Genomic DNA, 19,849 nt, shown 5'->3' with positions numbered 1-19,849 from the left:
AATTTGACTTTTAGTGTTATCTATAAAAACATCATTATTTTAAAATATTCTTAAAAGATGTTTCTTTAATCTCTTACGAATTTATATTTTGGGAATTCAAAAAGGAAGTATTTGATTACTGATTTTACAATGCTAAAATCTTTTAATTAAAACATAACTATTTTTAAATCAGTTAATTATATTATATTTTCATACAATGACTAATGACCAAAAAGATCCATTGTTTGTTTTAGTGAAGTCACTTTCTAAATCAGAAAAACGACAATTTAAGGTATATGTAGGACGATTAGGAGTAAACACAGATTCAAAATTTCTAGCTCTTTTTAATCATTTGGATAAACACGATACTCTGGATGAAGATCTTATTGTTTCAAAAGGAATTGTGAAAAAACAACAATTTTCTAATCTTAAAGCTCATTTATATAAACAAATATTAATTAGTTTAAGACTAAGCCCATTACATCAAAATACTCGATCACAAATACGAGAACAATTAGATTTTGCCTCTATATTATATCATAAAGGACTATATAAGCAAAGCCTTAAGGTATTAGATAAAGCCAAAACCCTGGCTATGGAAAATGAAGAGCATAATATTGCTTATGAAATTGTAGAGTTTGAAAAAATTATAGAAACGCAATATATAACCAGAAGTATCAATAGTAGGGCAGATGAGCTAACGGTAGAAGCCAAGATGTTAAGTATGAAAAACGTGTTGACTAGTAGGTTGTCTAATTTATCTCTTCAGTTGTATGGTTTGATGCTTAAAAGTGGTTATGTAAGAAACGATAAAGAACATCAGGAAATTACTAATTATTTTAATGGGAAACTGCCAAAATATGAATGGAATATGTTAGGGTTTAGAGAAAAACTTTGGCTATATAAAGCTCATCTGTGGTATAGTTTTATTGTTCAGGATTTTTTATCGTGTTATAAATATTCGAAGAAATGGTTGGATTTATTTTATGAGCACCCAAAAATGATTGTTCAAAATCCTGTTTTTTTTCTTAGAGGAAATCACTATTTATTAGAGTCTTTGTATCTCATAAAAGATAAAACACAATTAAGGTCAACTTTGCAAGAATTCGAAAATAGAATTACTGATCTTACTTTTCCTAAAGATGATAATATAGAAGTTTTATCTTTTCAATTTATTTATAACAATAAGTTGAATGTTCATTTTTTAGAAGGAAGTTTTGACGAAGGAGAGTATTTGGTAGAAGAGATTCTTAGCGGAATATCAGAATTTAAAAATCGTTTGGATGATCATCATATAATGGTACTTTATTATAAGATTGGCTGTTTATATTTTGGAATGGCAAATCATCGAAAATGTATTGAATACCTATCCAAAATTATTAATAATAAATCTTTGAAGATGAGAGAAGACTTGATGTGCTTCTCCAGAGTACTAAGTTTGGTAGCTCATTATGAAGCTGGGATGGATTATCATTTAGAAACCCAATTAAAAGAGACTTATCGGTTTTTAATAAAAATGAATGACCTACATGAAGTACAAAAAGAAATGATCAAATTTCTTAAAAACCTTGGAGATATTTACCCTCACCAAATTAAAGAGGAGTTTAGAAAACTTCATAAAAGATTAAAACAGTATGAAGATCACCCTTATGAAAAGAGAGCTTTTTTGTATTTGGATATTCTTTCATGGCTCGAAAGCAATATTGAAGGGAGACCTGTTGCAGATATAATAAAGGAGAAAGCAAAAGGGCTAATAAGGTAACTTAAATTTTTATAAAGAGCTGAAAGTTAATTAGTATTTTATATCTTTCGTCCTTTGAAAAATAATTGGAATACTTTATAGAATTAAAATACGAGTATTTTAGTTTCTAATATGCAACTGTGAAATTTTCTCTGTAAGAATAAGAAATAGAGCATATGAGGTATATTCCATTTAATAGTAAGTCGTAATGAATTTATGGATACCGAAAAGCTCTACTGCAAAAAGAGTTTTTTATATTTGTTTTTTTACCGTATTATCTATCAATGCCCAGATAACGGTAGATGATAACTCTTTCACTGTAGAGCAGTTGGTAGAAGATGTTTTGATAGATAGCCCTTGTGCAACGGTAGAAAATATTTCTTCTTTTACTGGAACCAATTTTGGATTTAATGGTATAGGTTATTTTGAATCTAATAATTCTGGTTTTGAGATTGATAGAGGAGTCATTTTAAGTACGGGTAATGCAAGAAGCGCAATTGGCCCAAACGGACCGATTGCATTGTCTGAAGGTGATAACTCGGGATGGGGTGGTGATAGTGATTTGGGATCAGTGACTAGTACAGTTAATTTACATAATGCCAGTTATATCCAATTTGATTTTGTACCAACCATAGATTTTATAAGTTTTGACTTCTTGTTTGCTTCAGAAGAGTATACAGAAGCTTTTCCTTGTACATTTTCTGATGTTTTTGCTTTTATCCTTACCGATTCATCTGGAAATTCTAGAAACTTAGCAGTTGTGCCGGGTACAAATATTCCTATTAAAGTTACTACAGTTAATGAAGGAGTAGATTTAAATAATGATGGAGATTTCGTTGATGTGATTAACCAGGTTTCAGAATGTCCTCCAAGAAACCCAAATTTCTATAATAGAACAATTCGGCCGGGAAGTGCTGCTCCTATAGATTTTAATGGGTATACAAAAGTATTGACAGCCGAAGGAAGCGTAGTGGTTGGTGAGCGATATACAATTAAATTAGTGATTGCAGAACATCGAGATGGACAATTTGATTCTGCGGTATTTCTAGCCGCCGGAAGTTTTAATATTGGAGGAGATTTGGGAGAAGACAGAACATTAGCCTCTGGTAACCCGGGATGTCTAGGAGTACCGATTACCCTTAATGCGACGGTAGGAAATAACCCTACCTATACCTGGAGAAAAAATGGAGCTCCTTTAGCAGCAGGTGACGGAACAACGCTTATAGCAGGAGGTGCTCAATTAGAGGTTACGCAAAATGGAGTGTATAGTGTAGAAGTAAATATTGCTAACGGATGTTCATCATCAGACTCTATTAATGTTGAATTTGTTCCTCCTCCAAATGTTTTGAATTCGGTACAGCTTCTGCAATGTGATGATGATATCGATGGCTTTTCATTGTTCAATTTATCTGAAGCAAATTCTTTGATATCTACTAATGCTGCAAATGAGGCTTTTTCATATTATTTAACAGAACAGCAAGCTATTAGAGGGGATTCTGCAGATCAGATCACCAATTTTACAGCATACCCTAATCCAATTGTACAAAACAGTGTGGTGTATGCCAGAGTAGAATCTATAACAGATTGTTTTAGAACATCGAGAATTGATCTCGAAGTCTCATCAACTCAAATTCCGGCTAATTTTAATCTTACATATACAGCATGTGAGGCAAACGATGTTGACCCTACGGATGGGGTTGCATCATTTGATTTTAGTGATGCTACTCCTCAAATAATTCAGTTATACCCTGGTGGTCAAAATTTAACAATTAGGTATTACGAAAACCAGGCAGATGCGTTATCCGAACAAAATGAGATAACCGATATCTCTAACTATAGAAATAATTCATCTCCTTTTAGAGCTACGCTATATGTAAGAGTAGAGAATAGTGCGGCGAATTCCTGTCTAGGATTAGGAGAGCATATTACTTTAATAGTTAACCCTTTTGAACCTATTACGTTTGAAGATGAGTATACATTATGTTTAGAAAGAGATGGGCAAGTACTTAATCTGGCGCCCGAAGATCGTATAGAAACTGGATTAAAGCCTTCAGATTATACGTTTCAATGGTATACAGGGACTGCTCCTGTAGCAGGAAACGAAATACCAGGAGAAGTAGATACTTCTTTTTTGCCAGATACTCCCGGGCAGTATAGTGTATTAGCTACAAGTATAATTACAGGATGTGAAATATCAAAAAGTACAACGGTAGTAACCTCTTATCCTCCAGAAAGTATTACGGCAGAATTGCTATCGGGAGCTTTTTCTGATAATGCCACTATTGAAGTTACAGTCGTCGGAAATGGAACATATGAATTTAGAATAGATAATAGAGAATGGCAAGCGTCTAATATCTTTACGGGAGTTTCAAGAGGAGAGCATACTGTATTTGTAAGAGATTTGCGTATGTGTGATGAACTAGAATCTAAAGTAGAAGTAGTAGTAGACTATCCAAAGTATTTTACACCTAACGGAGATGGATTTCATGACTCTTGGGGAATCACAGGAAGTACAAATGTTATAATAACTCAGATTCTAATTTTTAATAGATTTGGTAAACTCTTAAAAGATCTTGGTGCAAACGGTAACTGGGATGGAACATATAGCGGAAAACAATTGCCAGCAAGTGATTATTGGTTTAAAGTACGTTATATTGAAAATGGTGTACCAAAAGTATTTAATTCTAATTTCTCACTAATTCGATAAACCTTGTCAAAAAGTAACCAACACTTAAGAAACATACTCGAGTTAAATTTTGCTATGTTGCTCATTAGTACCTCGGGGGTATTAGGAAGACATATCGATATGCCTGTACCTGTTATTATTGGTTATAGAGCTATATTAGCAGCGTGCATATTATTCTTGTTTTGTAAATGGAAAAAGATATCATTTAGAATTGATACTAAGGATCGTATTCCCATTCTTGTGGGAGGGATGCTTATGGGGCTACATTGGATCACTTATTTTTATGCTCTAAAAATGTCAAATGTGGCTATTGGTATGTTATCTTTGTTTACTTACCCAGTCATTACGGCTTTACTAGAGCCTTTGGTGTTAAAAGTTAAATTTCAGAAAATGCATTTGATGCTGGGAGTACTTGTCCTAGTAGGAATTTATTTTTTGGTTCCGGATTTTAGTATAGAAAATACGTATGCTAAAGCTGTTGCCATGGGAGTATTTTCGGCATTATGTTATGCTCTTCGAAATCTAATCATGAAAACAAAAGTTAGTAATTATCATGGTTCTATGTTAATGTGGTATCAATTAATAATAATGGTAGTACTGTTATCGCCTGCCTTATTTATTATGGATAGCTCGGGCATTATTAGCCAATTTCCTTTTGTTTTGATTTTAGCCTTGTTAACTACTGCAATAGGCCATACCTTGTTTTTATATAGTTTTAAACGATTTTCTGCAACAACGGCTAGTATTATTGGTAGTATTCAACCGGTATATGGTATTATTCTTGGAATCATTTTTTTAAGAGAAGTCCCTGTACTTTCTACGGTTATTGGAGGTATTTTGATTTTAACATCTGTAGTGATCGAAAGTATACGAACTTACAAATAGTTAAACGGTAATAACCCAAAAGCTTAATTTAGACAATCTTTCCAAATAGGATCAGAAGGAGGAGGAGCGATGATAGCTATAGTTTCTTTTTTAACGGGATGAATAAAAGTTAATTTTCGGGCATGTAAATGAATACTTCCGTCTTTATTACTACGATGTGCTCCATATTTTAGGTCACCTTTGATTATGCAACCAATACTGGAGAGTTGTGATCGTATTTGATGATGGCGCCCTGTATGAAGATCAATTTCTAACAAACAATAATTATCTAACTTTTTGATTAGTTGATATTCTAAAACTGCTTTTTTGCTATCAGGAACTTCGGTAGCATGTGCATACGATTTATTTTGTCTTGGATTGCGTTTTAACCAATGTGTTAAGTTGTCATGTTTTTTAGGAGGACAATCTTTTACCACAGCCCAATATGTTTTTTGAGCTTCTTTGTTTGCAAATAACGCGTTAAGCCTAGGAAGTGCTTTGCTTGTTCTTGCAAATACGACAATTCCGCTGGTAGGACGATCTAAACGGTGTACAACCCCTAGATATACTGCCCCCGGTTTATTATATTTTTCTGCAATATACTCTTTGACAACTTCGCTAAGAGGTTTGTCCCCCGTTTTATCACCTTGTACAATATCCCCTGGGCGCTTATTAACAATAATAATATGATTGTCTTCATGCAGCACCTGAAGATTGTTTTTATTTGAAATGATTTTTGACATCCGTGATTTTTAGATCGTTTGATTTTTAGAACTATTGTAATGAAGACTTAAATTTTGATGTCATTTTAATAATTAATTTCAATCTTATAAAAAGTTTATTAAGTTTGATTTGATCGATAAACTTTAAATTGAATGAAATTAATATTGCTCATTCTCATTAGGAAAATCAACAGCTTTCACATCGGTAACGTATTGTTTAAAAGCATTAGTCATTTCTGTATATAAATCTAAATAACGTCTTAAAAAACGAGGATTAAATTCATGGGTCATTCCTAGCATGTCATGAGTAACCAATACTTGTCCATCTACACCATTTCCTGCTCCAATACCAATGATAGGAATAGTAAGGCTTTCAGCTACTTCTTTAGCCAATTTGGCAGGAACTTTTTCAAGAACGATTGCAAAACATCCTGCTTTCTCAAGCATAAGTGCATCTTGTTTTAGTTTCTGGGCTTCTTGTTCTTCTTTGGCACGAACAGTATAGGTTCCAAATTTATATATAGATTGTGGAGTAAGACCAAGGTGTCCCATAACAGGGATACCGGCATTAAGGATTCTTTTAATAGACTCCTTAACTTCTTTTCCTCCTTCAAGTTTTACAGCATGCCCCCCTGATTCCTTCATAATACGAATTGCAGAACGTAAAGCTTCTTTAGGATCACTCTGGTAGCTTCCAAAAGGTAAATCTACAACGATTAATGCGCGATCGATTGCTCGAATTACAGAAGATGCATGATAAATCATCTGATCTAATGTAATCGGCAAAGTAGTTTCATGACCTGCCATTACATTTGAAGCAGAATCCCCGACGAGAATAACATCTACTCCGGCACCATCTACAATTTTGGCCATCGTGTAATCGTAAGCGGTTAGCATCGATATTTTTTCTTGGTTAGCTTTCATCTCTACAAGAGATTTTACCGTAACGCGCTTATAATCTTTTTTTGCTGTAGACATTTTGAATTGTTTTTTTAGGATTGTAAAAGTAATCAATTACCTATATGGTAACAAGTGTAATTTGTTTTTGATTTTTCTTTGATACAATGAAGTGAAAATTATATAGTATAGAAGTGATTAAAATCTTATTTTTATACCTATTCAAAAATAATGAACATTATGTATAAAGTATCAATATTGGTTGTTTTATTCTTCTCATGCCATGTTTTTTCTCAAAAAAATATATCTAAAGATGACCAAAATCGTTATGAAAAAGAAGTGAAACAGACTGTTTTAGAGTTTTTTGAAGGTTTTCATGCTGGTGACACTGCTAAAATGAAAACTACTATAGATAAAAACATAGCAGTACAAACTATTGTGAGAACCAAAGAAGGAGAGATAAAAACAGTAAAGAATGATATAGAAAAAATTTTAACTGCCATACAAAATAGACCAGCAGAGCAAAAATGGGATGAACGATTATTAGCATTTAAAATCGAAGCAGATTCTGCAATTGCAAATGCATGGACTCCTTATGAGTTTTATGTCAATGATAATTTTAGCCATTGTGGCGTAAATGTATTTCAACTATTTAATGATGGTAAAACCTGGAAAATTATAGCTATTGCTGATACTCGATTTAGAGAAGGGTGTAAGTAATAACATACTTATTAAAAACCTGTAATATTATAAGTTTTGAGCTTTGTATTTCGTTACAGGTAGTTTATAGGTTAACAATCACTAAGATTTACTTTTACTGCCAAACCACCTTCACTGGTTTCTTTGTACTTTGTGTTCATATCCTGAGCAGTTTCCCACATAGTTTCAATTACTTTATCTAATGGCACTTTAGCATTTGCAGCATCCGTATCTAAAGCCATTTCGCAAGCATTAATAGCTTTTATGGCTCCCATAGCATTTCGTTCAATACATGGGATTTGTACCAATCCGGCGATAGGATCACATGTTAATCCCAAGTGGTGTTCCATTGCAATTTCACTTGCCATTAATACTTGTTCTGGAGTACCTCCCATAAGTTCGGTTAATGCTCCAGCGGCCATTGCAGACGATACTCCAATTTCTGCCTGACAACCACCCATAGCTGCAGAGATCGTAGCTCCTTTTTTGAAAAGACTTCCAATTTCTCCTGCAACCAGCATAAACTGTTTTACATCATCAAAATTTGCATCATGGTTTTCGATAACCATATAATACATCATTACTGCAGGAATTACACCAGCACTTCCATTAGTAGGAGCAGTAACCACACGACCCAAAGATGCATTTACCTCATTAACTGCCAAAGCAAAACAGGAAACCCATTTTAATATTTGACGAAATTTTACTTCGGTATTTCGTATAGCTTCAATCCATTCTGTTGGAGTAGTGTAAGCTGTAGTACCTATTAATTTTTTATGTGTATCATATGCTCGTCGTCTTACATTTAATCCCCCAGGTAAAGTACCTTCAGTATGACAACCAGTATACATTGATTCTAGCATTACCTTCCAGACTTGTGCAATTCTTTCATCAATCTCGGCATCACTTTGTAAGGAACGCTCATTGTCTAGAACAATTTCAGATACTTTTTTGTTTTTCGATGTACAATATTCCAAAAGATCAGTTGCCTTATGAATTGGCATAGGAAATTGTTTGAAAGCAGTAAGTTTTTTTTCTTTTCTCTTACGTTCTTCTTTTACTACAAAACCTCCACCAATAGAATAAAAAGAAGACGATACTTTTTTTCCATCTTTCAGATCGGCATGAAAAGTCATACCGTTAGGATGAAATTCTTTAAACTCTCTATTAAATATAATTTGTGTTTTTGGATCAAAAGATACCTGAAGTTCACTATTAAAGAAGAGTTGCTTAGAAGTGTTTATGTTTTCAATAATAGTATCAATTGTAGAAACATCAATAGTTTGAGGATCGTAACCACATAAACCTAAAATTACAGCAATGTCGGTAGCATGACCTTTTCCTGTTAGTGATAATGATCCAAAAAGATCGATAGTAATTGTTGAGACAGATTCAAAGAGTTCTTTTTCTTTAAGTTCTGTGATCCATCTTCTTCCTGCACGCCACGGACCTAATGTATGTGAACTTGAAGGGCCTACGCCTATTTTCAGCATATCAAAAACACTGATGCATTCCATAATACAAAATTATTGATAAAATTTCGGGGGTAAATATAGTTTTTTGACAACAAAGAAACTCATTTTTTAAAGAATAGTTAATATTGTTTTTCTTTTAGCTTTATGATCAATTCATTAAAGAGTATACTGCAATGATGACATCCTGTCAGATAGATCGTAATGGCATAATCATTGACTTAACAGCATTAAGTTATTAAGAATAATAGTATAACAATTTAAGATAAATAATGAGTAAAATAATAGGAATAGACTTAGGGACAACCAACTCTTGTGTTTCTGTAATGGAAGGTAATGAGCCTGTAGTAATCCCTAATGCCGAAGGTAAAAGAACTACCCCTTCTGTAATAGCTTTTGTAGAAGGAGGAGAAATTAAAGTAGGAGATCCTGCAAAACGTCAAGCGGTTACAAATCCAACTAAGACTATCTCTTCTATTAAGAGATTTATGGGAAATAAATTCTCAGAATCTTCAAAAGAAGCTGAAAGAGCAGCCTATAAAGTGGTAAAAGGAGATAATGATACGCCTCGAGTAGATATCGATGGACGTTTATATACACCGCAAGAATTATCTGCAATGACACTTCAAAAAATGAAGAAAACAGCAGAGGATTATCTTGGTCAGGATGTAACCAGTGCAGTAATTACTGTACCTGCTTACTTTAATGATGCGCAACGTCAAGCTACCAAAGAAGCTGGTGAAATCGCTGGTCTTAAAGTAGAGCGAATTATTAATGAGCCTACAGCAGCAGCTTTGGCTTATGGACTTGATAAAAAAGGTACAGATCAAAAGATTGTTGTATTTGATTTTGGTGGAGGTACACATGATGTATCAATACTTGAGTTAGGAGACGGAGTTTTTGAAGTATTATCTACAGATGGAGATACCCATTTAGGAGGAGATGATGTAGATCAGAAAATCATTGATTGGTTAGCAGAAGAATTTAAGGCTGATGAGAATATGGATCTTAGACAAGACCCTATGGCTTTACAACGTCTAAAGGAAGCTGCAGAAAAAGCTAAAATCGAATTATCATCTTCTTCACAAACAGAGATTAATCTACCTTATGTTACTGCTACTTCTAGTGGACCTAAGCATTTGGTGAGATCATTAACCAGATCAAAATTTGATCAATTAATAGATGATTTAGTAAAACGTACAATAGAGCCTTGTCGTACCGCACTTAAAAGTGCAGGATTATCGACAAGTGATATCGACGAAATTATATTAGTAGGTGGGTCTACACGTATCCCTGCAGTACAAGAAGCAGTAGAAAAGTTTTTTGGGAAATCACCAAGTAAAGGAGTAAACCCTGATGAGGTTGTAGCCGTTGGAGCTGCAATTCAAGGAGGAGTATTAACTGGAGATGTTAAAGACGTACTTTTATTAGATGTAACTCCGCTTTCTCTTGGTATTGAAACAATGGGTAATGTAATGACTAAACTTATTGATGCCAATACAACAATCCCTACCAAGAAATCACAAGTGTTTTCTACAGCAGCAGATAATCAGCCATCGGTAGAGATTCATGTACTACAAGGTGAGCGCCCAATGGCAGCAGATAATAAGACAATTGGTCGTTTTCATTTAGATGGGATTCCACCAGCACAAAGAGGAACTCCTCAGATCGAAGTTACTTTTGATATCGATGCTAATGGTATCATCAAAGTTTCTGCTACAGATAAAGCTACAAACAAATCTCAGGATATTCGTATCGAAGCTTCTTCTGGATTAACAGAAGAAGAAATCGAGAAAATGAAAAAAGAAGCAGAGGCAAATGCCGAAGCAGATAAGACAGCAAAAGAAACTGCAGATAAGCTTAATGAAGCAGATGGAATGATCTTCCAGACAGAAAAGCAACTTAAAGAGTTTGGTGATAAATTATCAGATGATAAGAAAAAACCAATCGAAGAAGCTTTAGAAGAATTGAAGAAAGCATACGAATCTAAAGATTTGGCTTTAATTCAACCTGCTCTTGATAAAATCAATGAAGCATGGAAAGTCGCTAGTGAAGAAATGTATAAAGCTCAGGCTGATGCACAACAGGGCGGACAACCTGGACCTGACGCTGGAGCAGGAGCAGACCAATCTTCTGGCGATGATTCTGAAGGAAGCGATGTAGAAGATGTTGACTTTGAAGAAGTAAAGTAAATATAAACTAGTTTGTATAATTTAAAAATGCGTAGCCAAAAGCTACGCATTTTTTGTTTTTCTATATATGACCATAGGCCTTTATCATTAGAATTCTAATATGGAGTTGGACATTCTGGAGAACCAGCACAGCAGTTATATGCATATGACCAACAACACCTTTTATGAGGATTCCAATGATAACCACCTTTGGGGCATTCACCTTTTGGAGGCCCTCCTCCAGAAATCTTTTTTTGCTCAGTTTTGTTTAAAGATTTTCCAAGATTCGAAATTTTTTTTAACATGATAAAATAAATAATTTGATTAATAAATTTACGATGGTTTAAAGACATTCGTAACTTCTGTCTTAGCTATAATTTTTTGTGTACGTAAGGCAATTTAGTTTCCTTTTTTAGATTATAAAATACAATGTAGGTTTTAGTGATAGATGACTTGTAATTAGTGATGAGTATCATATTGTAAGTGACGAATATTTAATAATTAGGGATGATTTATTTCGTTAAAAAATGAGCTTGAAATGTATCCGTTTTTGATAGAGATTTTTTATAGCTTTAATTACCTCTAATTACGCAGCTGTTTTTAGTTGCTTTTTCAGTTTTTTGAATTTTGTACTCTGCTAACTGTAACAATATGAGAATAGTTTTGTCTTTTGATTATAAATAGAGTGATCTATTCATAACTAAATTCTTCATCTAAATTATATAAATATGAAAACACAAAACATTAATATTACAATGCTGCTATGCATGGTAATAGCTTTGCTTACTATTAATCCAGTGATGGCACAAAAAAAAATGAAGGGTAATGGTAATGTTATTACCCAGGAAAGAACAATATCACCTTTTAATGAAATTATCGTAAATGGGGTTTATAATGTATACCTTACTCAGGGACAAAATGAATCTGTGAAAGTAGAAACTGATGAAAACCTGCAAGAAGCCGTAATTGTTAAAAACAAAGGGAATGTACTGGTTTTAGGCTGGAAAAAAGGAATAAACGTGAAAAGAAAAACCAAAATGAACGTTTATGTAACTCTAAAGGATATAACAAAGTTAGAGGTAAAGGGAGTGGGAAATGTTAAAACTTCTTCTAAACTTTCTTTAAACGAACTCGATGTTGAGGCATCTGGAGTAGGAAATGCATCTTTAGAGCTAGATTGTAAGAAATTAGATGGTGAAATTTCTATGGTAGGTAATTTTACTTTGAAAGGAAAGGTTGCAGAGGTAACTCTTGATAATAATGGAACGGGAGCTTTAAGAGCTTTTGATTTGGTTGCTCAGAAATTAGAGATAAATAACTCTGGTATCGGAAAAGTAGAAGTAAATGCACAACAAGAAATAAGCATAACTTCTTCTGGTATTGGTAGTGTTTATTATAAAGGAAATGCTAAAACTACAAAATTAGACCATCGTGGGATGGGTAAAATAAAAAAGGTAGATTAAGTACAGAATAATTTAAGTGTTACTATTCTTTATCTGTCCTATAGAGCCCTAATACCAGGGCTCTGGGCAGATTATGATAAACGAATTCTTTTTAATCCTTCTTTTTCAGATAAAGGTTTCAGTTTAGTGTTGGTTATAAAGTTTACTACGGCATCAGGATTTACTTTTGAGTATTCTCGCAACGCCCAACCGATAGCTTTCTTTATAAAGAACTCATTAGAAGATTTATGTTGCTCACAAAGACTACATAATAATTGATAATCTGTTTGGTCTTTATATCCTAATTGAAACAAGATTGCACTTCGGTTAAGCCACATCTTATCAGAGTTTGAAAAATTCTCAATTACGGGGTGTATTTGATTTGGGAATTGCAATAAATATTTACCTAAAATATGTTTTGCTATAAAATCCACCGAATCCCACCAGGAATTAGTGGTAATCAGTTGTTCTATAAAATCAATATCACCTATATTATATTCTTTTTTTAAAAACCGATCGACCAGTTCCATAGCACAATAATGAAGTTCTCGTTGAGACTTTTTATAGAGCACATTTGCAATACTAATTACATTATCATGAGTAAGAGTAGGTGTGTATTGAAGAATAATATCTTTTAGAAGCGATTTTCTTATAGGAGCTTTTATGCCATAATAAGAAAACCGATTTTTCATATAGGCTTCCATTCGTATTGCTTCTTTAGCATTAGCATGCTCTTGAAATATAGAAATTAGAGAGGTTGTGAAATCCATGTTTTTATATAGATTAAAACCCTACGGCAGTATCATCACCTCTTTTATCTGCTCCGCCTTCGAGTCTTCCATCAGGAAGAACAAGAATACCATCAACCTTGCCTATAATTTTAGAATCTTCTTCATTAATTTGATATCCTTTTTGCCGTAGGCTATCTAATAAGGTAGTATCAAATAATTCTGGTTCAAACACTACTACATCGGGTAGCCATTGATGATGAAACCTGGGAGCATTAACCGCATCTTGCATAGTCATTCCGTATTCTTTCACATTTAAAATTGTTTGTAGTACAGAAGTAATGATGGTAGATCCACCAGGAGTACCAACAGACATCCAAAATTTTCCATCTTTCTCTACAATTGTAGGAGTCATAGAACTTAACATTCTTTTTTCGGGAGCTATTGCATTGGCTTCTGCACCTGTTAATCCAAACATATTTGGGATACCAGGTTTGGCACTAAAATCATCCATCTCATTATTTAGAAAGAAACCTAATTCTGGAACATATAATTTAGAACCATAAGCTCCGTTAAGTGTCGTTGTTACCGAAATAGCATTTCCGAACTGATCTACAATAGAGTAGTGAGTAGTTTCATCACTTTCATACCCTGGGATACCGCCATGTTTAATATCTGAAGATAATGTAGCCTTGTCAAAACTAAAATCTAGCATGCGATCAGAAAGGTAGGATTCATTAATCAATGTATCGATAGGGATTTTTACAAAATCAGGATCACCCAAATAAAAACTGCGATCTGCATAAGCCCTTCGTTCTGCTTCTGTAATTACCTGAATACTTTTAAGAGAATTATGACCATAGCTGCTTAGATCATAGGGTTCGATCATCTTCATAATCTGAGCAAGACATATACCACCACTCGAAGGTGGAGACATAGAAGTTATATTTAGGTTCTTATACCTAAACTGTACAGGTTTACGCCATTTTGCTTTGTATTTCCCCAAATCATCCATAGTGATGATACCACCTCTGGATTGGATAAAACTGACCAGCTTTTGACCAGATTCACCTTCATATAACTCGGCAGCTCCATTTTTAATAATCCTTTCTAATGTTTCAGCCAGTTTTATGTTTTTTAAGGTATCATTGGCTTTATAACCCCTAAGAATAGGAATTGTATCTTCATTAGCCTCATAGAATAAATCTTTATAATGTACAAAGCGTCTTTCTTGTTTTTCGGTAATGACAAAACCTCTTTTTGCCAATTGCACTACAGGAGTAAGTATATCTTCAATAGGTAAGGAGCCAAATTTTTTATGCACTTCAAAAATACCGGCAATAGTTCCGGGAACACCAACAGCCATAGCACCAAGTTGACTTTTTTTAGGGATAAACTCTCCCTTGTCATCCAGGTACATATCTTTGGTAGCAGCCAAAGGTCCTTTTTCTCTATAATCCAAAGCTCCGGTTTCACCATTAGCTTTTCGGTATACCATAAATCCACCACCTCCCAGATTTCCTGCTACAGGGTATGTAACCGCTAGAGCCATCGCTGTACCAACCATAGCATCAAAAGCATTTCCTCCTTTTTTCATGATGTCTGCTCCAATTTTTGAAGCTTCTTCCCGGGCAGAAACAACCATAGCTTTTTGGGTAACAAGACCAACAACTGGTTTGACCTCTTGCTTTATTTCTGTATTGGTTTTACATGAAAAACTTATAACAAGTAAAGAAATGTAAAATAAATGTCTAATGGATCTTATGTTCATAATATTCTTATTTCATTTTTAGTGTAAAACTCTAATTCTTCAAAAAAAGAACGAAATTCTTTATCAAAATCAGCGTAATATTGTTCGAGTTCGATAACTGCAAAATTCATCTTAGATCTATTTTTTGTTCTCTGATTCATTTGATATAATATAGTGCCAATTCCTTGAATGGTTGCATAGCTAAGAAGCCAGTTGTCTTTAATCATATAGGGCATAAAATTTTGAATCTGTTTGGGTAAAACTTCATGATATTCATATAATAAATCATAAAACTCTGCTACATACGTTTCAAGAGGAATATCAGAATATTCTTTCCAATTAGCTGCAAGAAAATGATCATAAAGAACATCTACGATTACAGTACTGTAATGCCTGTATTTTGGAAATAACCTAGACACACTTTTTCTTACAATGGTATGAGTATCGGTATAAGAGTCAATTTTACGATGCAAAGTGATACCTTGCTGAATACGATTGGGATATTGTAGTAGTTGCTTTTTTCCTTTGACAGAGTCTGCTATAAAATTACCTATTTTAAGTTCTTGGTCTTCACCAGAAAGATATATGTGGGCTAGAAAATTCATTGGGTTAAAATACGATTTTTTAAATACTAATATCTATTAATTATAGTCGTTTGTATGACAAAAAGTATCACTTGTAAAAAAGTAAAGGCCAACAGTTAAAATAAATTACTTTTGATGATATACCTAAAACATAGATGATGAGGTGCGCTATTATTATTTTGTATTTATCGTGTAATAAAGAAATAGTAAGTGAAGATTTTAAAGATCTATTAATTTTGGAAAAAACTGATTGTATTTATAAAATTATAACCTATTAAATTGTTGCTGTTTGTCATATCTTGTACATTTGTTCGAAATAGAAAAATCAATCAAAATATATGACATTAATAAAATCAATTTCAGGGATTAGAGGAACAATTGGAGGAACAGTTGGTGATAATCTTACTCCGGTAGATGCGGTAAAATTTGCTTCGGCTTATGGAAGTTGGCTAAAAAATGAAACTAATAAAGATCACCCAATAGTAGTTGTTGGTCGAGATGCCAGAATTTCTGGCCCTATGATTCAGCAATTGGTAATGAATAGTTTGGTTGGATTAGGGATTCATGTTATTGATTTAGGCCTTTCTACGACACCTACCGTAGAGATTGCTGTTCCTTTAGAAAAAGCAGATGGAGGAATAATTCTTACAGCTAGTCACAATCCGAAACAGTGGAATGCGTTAAAATTACTGAACCATAAAGGAGAATTTTTGAATGCAGAGAATGGTAAAAAGATTTTGGATATAGCAGAAAATGATGAATATGTTTTTGCAGAGGTTGATGATTTGGGAAGTATTACAGTAAATGATACCTATATCGATAAACATATTGAAGAAGTGCTAAATCTATCTCTGGTAGATGCAGAATTGGTGAGTAAATCTGGTTTCAAAGTTGTTGTAGATGCTGTTAATTCTACAGGAGGTATTGCCATACCGAGATTACTTAAGAAAATGGGAGTAGAGACTATTGAATTATATTGTGAGCCTAATGGACACTTCCCCCATAACCCAGAACCATTAAAAGAACATTTAACAGATTTGTCAGAATTAGTAGTTAAGGAGAAGGCAGATATGGGAATCACCGTCGATCCTGATGTAGATCGTCTTGCTTTTATGAGTGAGAATGGAGAAATGTTTGGAGAAGAATATACATTGGTTGCCTGTGCCGATTTTGTATTAGGAAAAACTGGTGGCAATACTGTTTCTAATTTATCATCAAGTAGAGCGTTAAGAGATGTAACACAAAAACATAATGGTAACTACGAAGCAAGTGCTGTGGGCGAGGTTAATGTAGTAGAGTTGATGAAAGCAAATAATGCAGTTATCGGTGGCGAAGGTAATGGAGGGATTATATATCCAGAATCACATTACGGAAGAGATTCGTTGGTAGGAGTAGCCTTATTCCTTACACATCTGGCAGAAAAGAAATGCAGTGTAAGCGAGTTACGAGATAGTTACCCTTCTTATTTTATGAGTAAAAATAAAATTCAGCTAACTCCAGATTTAGATGTTGATGCTATTTTAAAAGGGTTTCATTCAAAATACGTTTCAGAAGAGGTCTCTACTGTTGATGGCGTAAAAGTAGATTTTGAAGATTGCTGGGTACATTTACGTAAAAGTAATACAGAACCTATTATTCGTATTTATACCGAAGCCTTGAGCCAGGAAAAAGCAGACTCATTAGCAGAAGATACGATCGTTACTTTAAAAGAAATAGCTGGAATCTAAAATTTAACCAAACGTATTATTTGCTTTGAACTTTTCTTTGAAAAGAGTAGGTAAGATATCTATTTCTACTTCGGGTTGATGTAGATATCTTATTTTTAGATAAAATTAAGGTTGAATAATATTCTTCTATTTACTCTGGCATTTTTAGAACCTAGATTAGCAAGAACTTTAGGGCAAAGTTCTTATTAATAGATAGGTGTATTAGTGATATACATGTTTTAAAGCAAAAATATAGGATATGATTATGTAATAAATCTCTGGAAACCATTAGGCTTAATTACTTCGTATGCCAAAAACATAACATCTAATAAATTCTAAAAGGCATCAGGTTTGGTAAAAAGAATATAGCTCTGCTAGGATAATAAAATATACTTGATCAAACTATACGTTATAACAAATTTGACGCATAGATTAATCGACTATGGCTCCCTCAGGAATTTGTGAATTCCTATGTTTCCAGCGTTTGTGAGTCCATAAGTAATATTGAGGTTTTTCACGAATTTGATTCTCTAGTAATTGAAGGTATTTTTTTATGATGAAATATGGCTCTTCTTCTTTGCTGTTTTCAGAGATAGGGATAAATCTTACTTCATAATGCCCTCGTTTTACTTTTTCTACATGAAGATATAACACAATAACATCAAGTCGTTGTGCTAAGAACTCGCCTCCTAAAAATATAGGAACTTTGACTCCCATAAAATCGGTCCAATATTTTGCGTTGTAAATTTTTGGAGATTGATCAGAGATCATACCATATCCGCATACAGTACCTTCCTTTTTATCTTTTATAATTTGTCTTGCAACCTTATGACTAGGAATAAGTCGGGAGTCAAAACGCCCTCGGATACGATGCGCAAGACGATCAAAATATTTGTTTTCTATTTGTTTATAGATTCCTACACATGGGTTTAAAGAAACAAGATCAACTGCATTAGACCATTCGAAACTACCATAATGTCCCATTAATGTAATTATACTTTTATTTTTCCTTTCAAACTCATGAAACTCATCCAGATTTACAACTTTATATCGTTTTATTAATTCTTCTCTAGAAATTGAAAGCGATTTTGTCATTTCTAAAAACATATCACACATATGTTTATAAAATGATTTACTAATATCATGGATTTCTTTTTTAGATTTTTCTGGGAAAACCAGTTGTAAGTTTTCTGTTACTGTTTTTCTTCTGTACCTAATGACATAGTATACCAAAATATAAGCAAAGGTAGAAAATGCATAAAATAATCGCCAAGGTAGTTTAGAGATGCCTAATATTATAGGGTAAACTAAGTAATATATAATTAATTGCATAAATGTAGTGTAGTTAAAAACGCATAAAGGTAAGCTTATTTGGCAGTATGTGGATGAATCCAAATTTTAATCTATAGTGGCATCTTCAGGAATAGGCGCATTGCGGTGTTTCCATCGTTTGTGAGACCATAGGTAATACTGTGGTTTATTATTAATTTGGTTTTCCAGTAATCTAAGGTAACTTTTTACAATAGAATAATCTTCACAGTTTTTCGAGTCTTCTGTTAGTGTAACAAAAGTTGCCTGATAGTACCCTCTTTTTATTTTTTCAACTTGTAGATAATATGTGTTTAATCCTAATCGTTTCGATAATACTTCTGCACCTAAAAAAACAGGAACCTTAATGCCCATAAAATCAGTCCAAAAGGTTGCTTTATATAATTTTGGAGATTGATCAGAAATTAGTCCGTACATATATAACCCTCCTTTAGTTTGGTCTTCTGTGATTACTTTCATCGCATCTTTGGTACCTACTATTCTCGAACCAAATCGGGCTCTAATTCGATGTACTAACCGATCGAAGTATTTATTTCCTATTTTCTTATATACTCCAACTGCCTGAAAATTTGTTTGTATATCAATTACATTTGCCCACTCATAACTAGCATAATGGGCCATAAGTATCATTATATTTTCTTTCTTAGCTTCTAATTCGTGTAGTTTTTCAATATTTGTAACCTTAAATCGTTCTTTCATTTCTTTATTTGAAATGGATATCGATTTAATCATTTCAAGAAACATATCACACATATGCTGGTAAAACTCTTTTCGTATTTTTTTGATTTCTCGAAAAGTTTTGTTTGGGAAAACTAACTCTAGGTTTTGAGTTACAGTTTTTCTTCGGTATCGAAAAATATAATATACCAGGAAAAAAATGCCTGTAGAAAATGCATAAAAAAGTCTCCATGGTAATTTTGAAATAAACCATAAAAAAGGGTAAACTAATTTATAGATAATTAATTGCATAAAAAGGAGGGGTTTAATTCACGAAAATAGTAGTATTTTGTTAAAACCAGCGATTTGAGTATTAAAAAAATAAAAATATAGCGTAATAAAAACGAAATGATAAAATTGTT

At 33.3% G+C, this 19,849-nt stretch carries 16 protein-coding genes; 7 read left to right on the top strand and 9 right to left on the bottom strand.

What is annotated here, in order from left to right; genetic code table 11:
- The first annotated feature begins 196 nt into the window (after positions 1-196).
- The 3 genes from NNL09_RS22740 (at position 197) to NNL09_RS22730 (ending at position 5,291) form a co-directional block, all read left to right on the top strand.
- Positions 197-1,741, top strand: a complete 1,545-nt coding sequence (locus NNL09_RS22740) for a hypothetical protein (RefSeq protein WP_025667933.1) — start codon at positions 197-199, stop codon at positions 1,739-1,741.
- A 187-nt stretch (positions 1,742-1,928) separates the two neighbouring features.
- Positions 1,929-4,427 (top strand): T9SS type B sorting domain-containing protein, encoded by a 2,499-nt coding sequence (locus tag NNL09_RS22735; RefSeq protein ID WP_196911895.1) that lies wholly within the window; start codon positions 1,929-1,931, stop codon positions 4,425-4,427.
- Positions 4,428-4,481: 54 nt separating this feature from the next.
- Complete coding sequence (locus NNL09_RS22730; RefSeq protein WP_025667931.1) at positions 4,482-5,291, top strand: DMT family transporter; 810 nt, start codon at positions 4,482-4,484, stop codon at positions 5,289-5,291.
- A 23-nt stretch (positions 5,292-5,314) separates the two neighbouring features.
- Here the strand turns inward: NNL09_RS22730 and NNL09_RS22725 are convergent, their stop codons facing one another.
- Together NNL09_RS22725 and panB are read right to left on the bottom strand one after the other, a co-directional pair.
- The gene (locus NNL09_RS22725) at positions 5,315-6,013 is read right to left on the bottom strand and encodes an RluA family pseudouridine synthase (protein WP_025667929.1); all 699 of its coding nucleotides are present in this window, start codon (positions 6,011-6,013) and stop codon (positions 5,315-5,317) included.
- A 138-nt stretch (positions 6,014-6,151) separates the two neighbouring features.
- A complete protein-coding gene (panB, locus tag NNL09_RS22720) occupies positions 6,152-6,970 on the bottom strand; it encodes a 3-methyl-2-oxobutanoate hydroxymethyltransferase (protein WP_025667928.1) in 819 nt (272 codons plus the stop codon).
- A gap of 159 nt (positions 6,971-7,129) precedes the next feature.
- Here panB and NNL09_RS22715 point away from each other — a divergent pair, with 159 nt between their 5' ends.
- Positions 7,130-7,609, top strand: coding sequence for a nuclear transport factor 2 family protein (locus NNL09_RS22715; RefSeq protein ID WP_109097017.1), 480 nt, complete (start codon positions 7,130-7,132; stop codon positions 7,607-7,609).
- A 71-nt stretch (positions 7,610-7,680) separates the two neighbouring features.
- Here the strand turns inward: NNL09_RS22715 and NNL09_RS22710 are convergent, their stop codons facing one another.
- Positions 7,681-9,105: an L-serine ammonia-lyase gene (locus NNL09_RS22710; RefSeq protein WP_025667926.1), complete on the bottom strand. Its 1,425-nt coding sequence runs from the start codon at positions 9,103-9,105 to the stop codon at positions 7,681-7,683.
- A gap of 227 nt (positions 9,106-9,332) precedes the next feature.
- On the opposite strand from NNL09_RS22710, the gene dnaK reads away from it, so the two are divergent.
- Positions 9,333-11,252 (top strand): molecular chaperone DnaK, encoded by a 1,920-nt coding sequence (dnaK, locus tag NNL09_RS22705; RefSeq protein ID WP_196911894.1) that lies wholly within the window; start codon positions 9,333-9,335, stop codon positions 11,250-11,252.
- A 95-nt stretch (positions 11,253-11,347) separates the two neighbouring features.
- Here dnaK and NNL09_RS22700 read toward each other — a convergent pair whose 3' ends face one another.
- Positions 11,348-11,536 carry a hypothetical protein gene (locus tag NNL09_RS22700; protein ID WP_025667924.1) on the bottom strand — a complete coding sequence of 63 codons (189 nt, stop codon included), beginning with the start codon at positions 11,534-11,536 and terminating at the stop codon, positions 11,348-11,350.
- Between the two features lie 423 nt (positions 11,537-11,959).
- Between NNL09_RS22700 and NNL09_RS22695 the strand changes: the two genes are divergently transcribed.
- Positions 11,960-12,694, top strand: a complete 735-nt coding sequence (locus NNL09_RS22695; RefSeq protein ID WP_196911893.1) for a head GIN domain-containing protein — start codon at positions 11,960-11,962, stop codon at positions 12,692-12,694.
- Positions 12,695-12,765: 71 nt separating this feature from the next.
- Here the strand turns inward: NNL09_RS22695 and NNL09_RS22690 are convergent, their stop codons facing one another.
- The 3 genes from NNL09_RS22690 to NNL09_RS22680 are packed head-to-tail and all read right to left on the bottom strand — an operon-like array spanning position 12,766 to position 15,756.
- On the bottom strand, positions 12,766-13,443 hold the full coding sequence (locus NNL09_RS22690) for a DNA alkylation repair protein (RefSeq protein WP_196911892.1): 678 nt from the start codon (positions 13,441-13,443) through the stop codon (positions 12,766-12,768).
- A gap of 13 nt (positions 13,444-13,456) precedes the next feature.
- Positions 13,457-15,172 (bottom strand): gamma-glutamyltransferase, encoded by a 1,716-nt coding sequence (gene ggt / locus NNL09_RS22685; RefSeq protein ID WP_196911891.1) that lies wholly within the window; start codon positions 15,170-15,172, stop codon positions 13,457-13,459.
- Positions 15,169-15,756 (bottom strand): ACP phosphodiesterase, encoded by a 588-nt coding sequence (locus tag NNL09_RS22680; RefSeq protein ID WP_025667920.1) that lies wholly within the window; start codon positions 15,754-15,756, stop codon positions 15,169-15,171. The genes ggt and NNL09_RS22680 overlap by 4 nt, the downstream gene beginning before the upstream one ends.
- A gap of 317 nt (positions 15,757-16,073) precedes the next feature.
- On the opposite strand from NNL09_RS22680, the gene glmM reads away from it, so the two are divergent.
- Entirely contained in the window at positions 16,074-17,462 is a 1,389-nt protein-coding gene (gene glmM, locus NNL09_RS22675; RefSeq protein ID WP_025667919.1) for a phosphoglucosamine mutase, read from the top strand.
- 411 nt (positions 17,463-17,873) lie between these two features.
- Here the strand turns inward: glmM and NNL09_RS22670 are convergent, their stop codons facing one another.
- Both NNL09_RS22670 and NNL09_RS22665 read right to left on the bottom strand, forming a co-directional pair.
- Positions 17,874-18,773 carry a lysophospholipid acyltransferase family protein gene (locus NNL09_RS22670; protein ID WP_196911890.1) on the bottom strand — a complete coding sequence of 300 codons (900 nt, stop codon included), beginning with the start codon at positions 18,771-18,773 and terminating at the stop codon, positions 17,874-17,876.
- 66 nt (positions 18,774-18,839) lie between these two features.
- On the bottom strand, positions 18,840-19,739 hold the full coding sequence (locus tag NNL09_RS22665) for a lysophospholipid acyltransferase family protein (RefSeq protein ID WP_196911889.1): 900 nt from the start codon (positions 19,737-19,739) through the stop codon (positions 18,840-18,842).
- Positions 19,740-19,849 lie beyond the last annotated feature (110 nt).

The organism is Aquimarina sp. EL_43 (assembly GCF_943422735.1).
Taxonomy (GTDB): Bacteria; Bacteroidota; Bacteroidia; order Flavobacteriales; family Flavobacteriaceae; genus Aquimarina; species Aquimarina megaterium.
The sequence above is the reverse complement of the archived record's forward strand: the minus strand, read 5'-3'. Positions and strand labels throughout refer to the sequence as shown.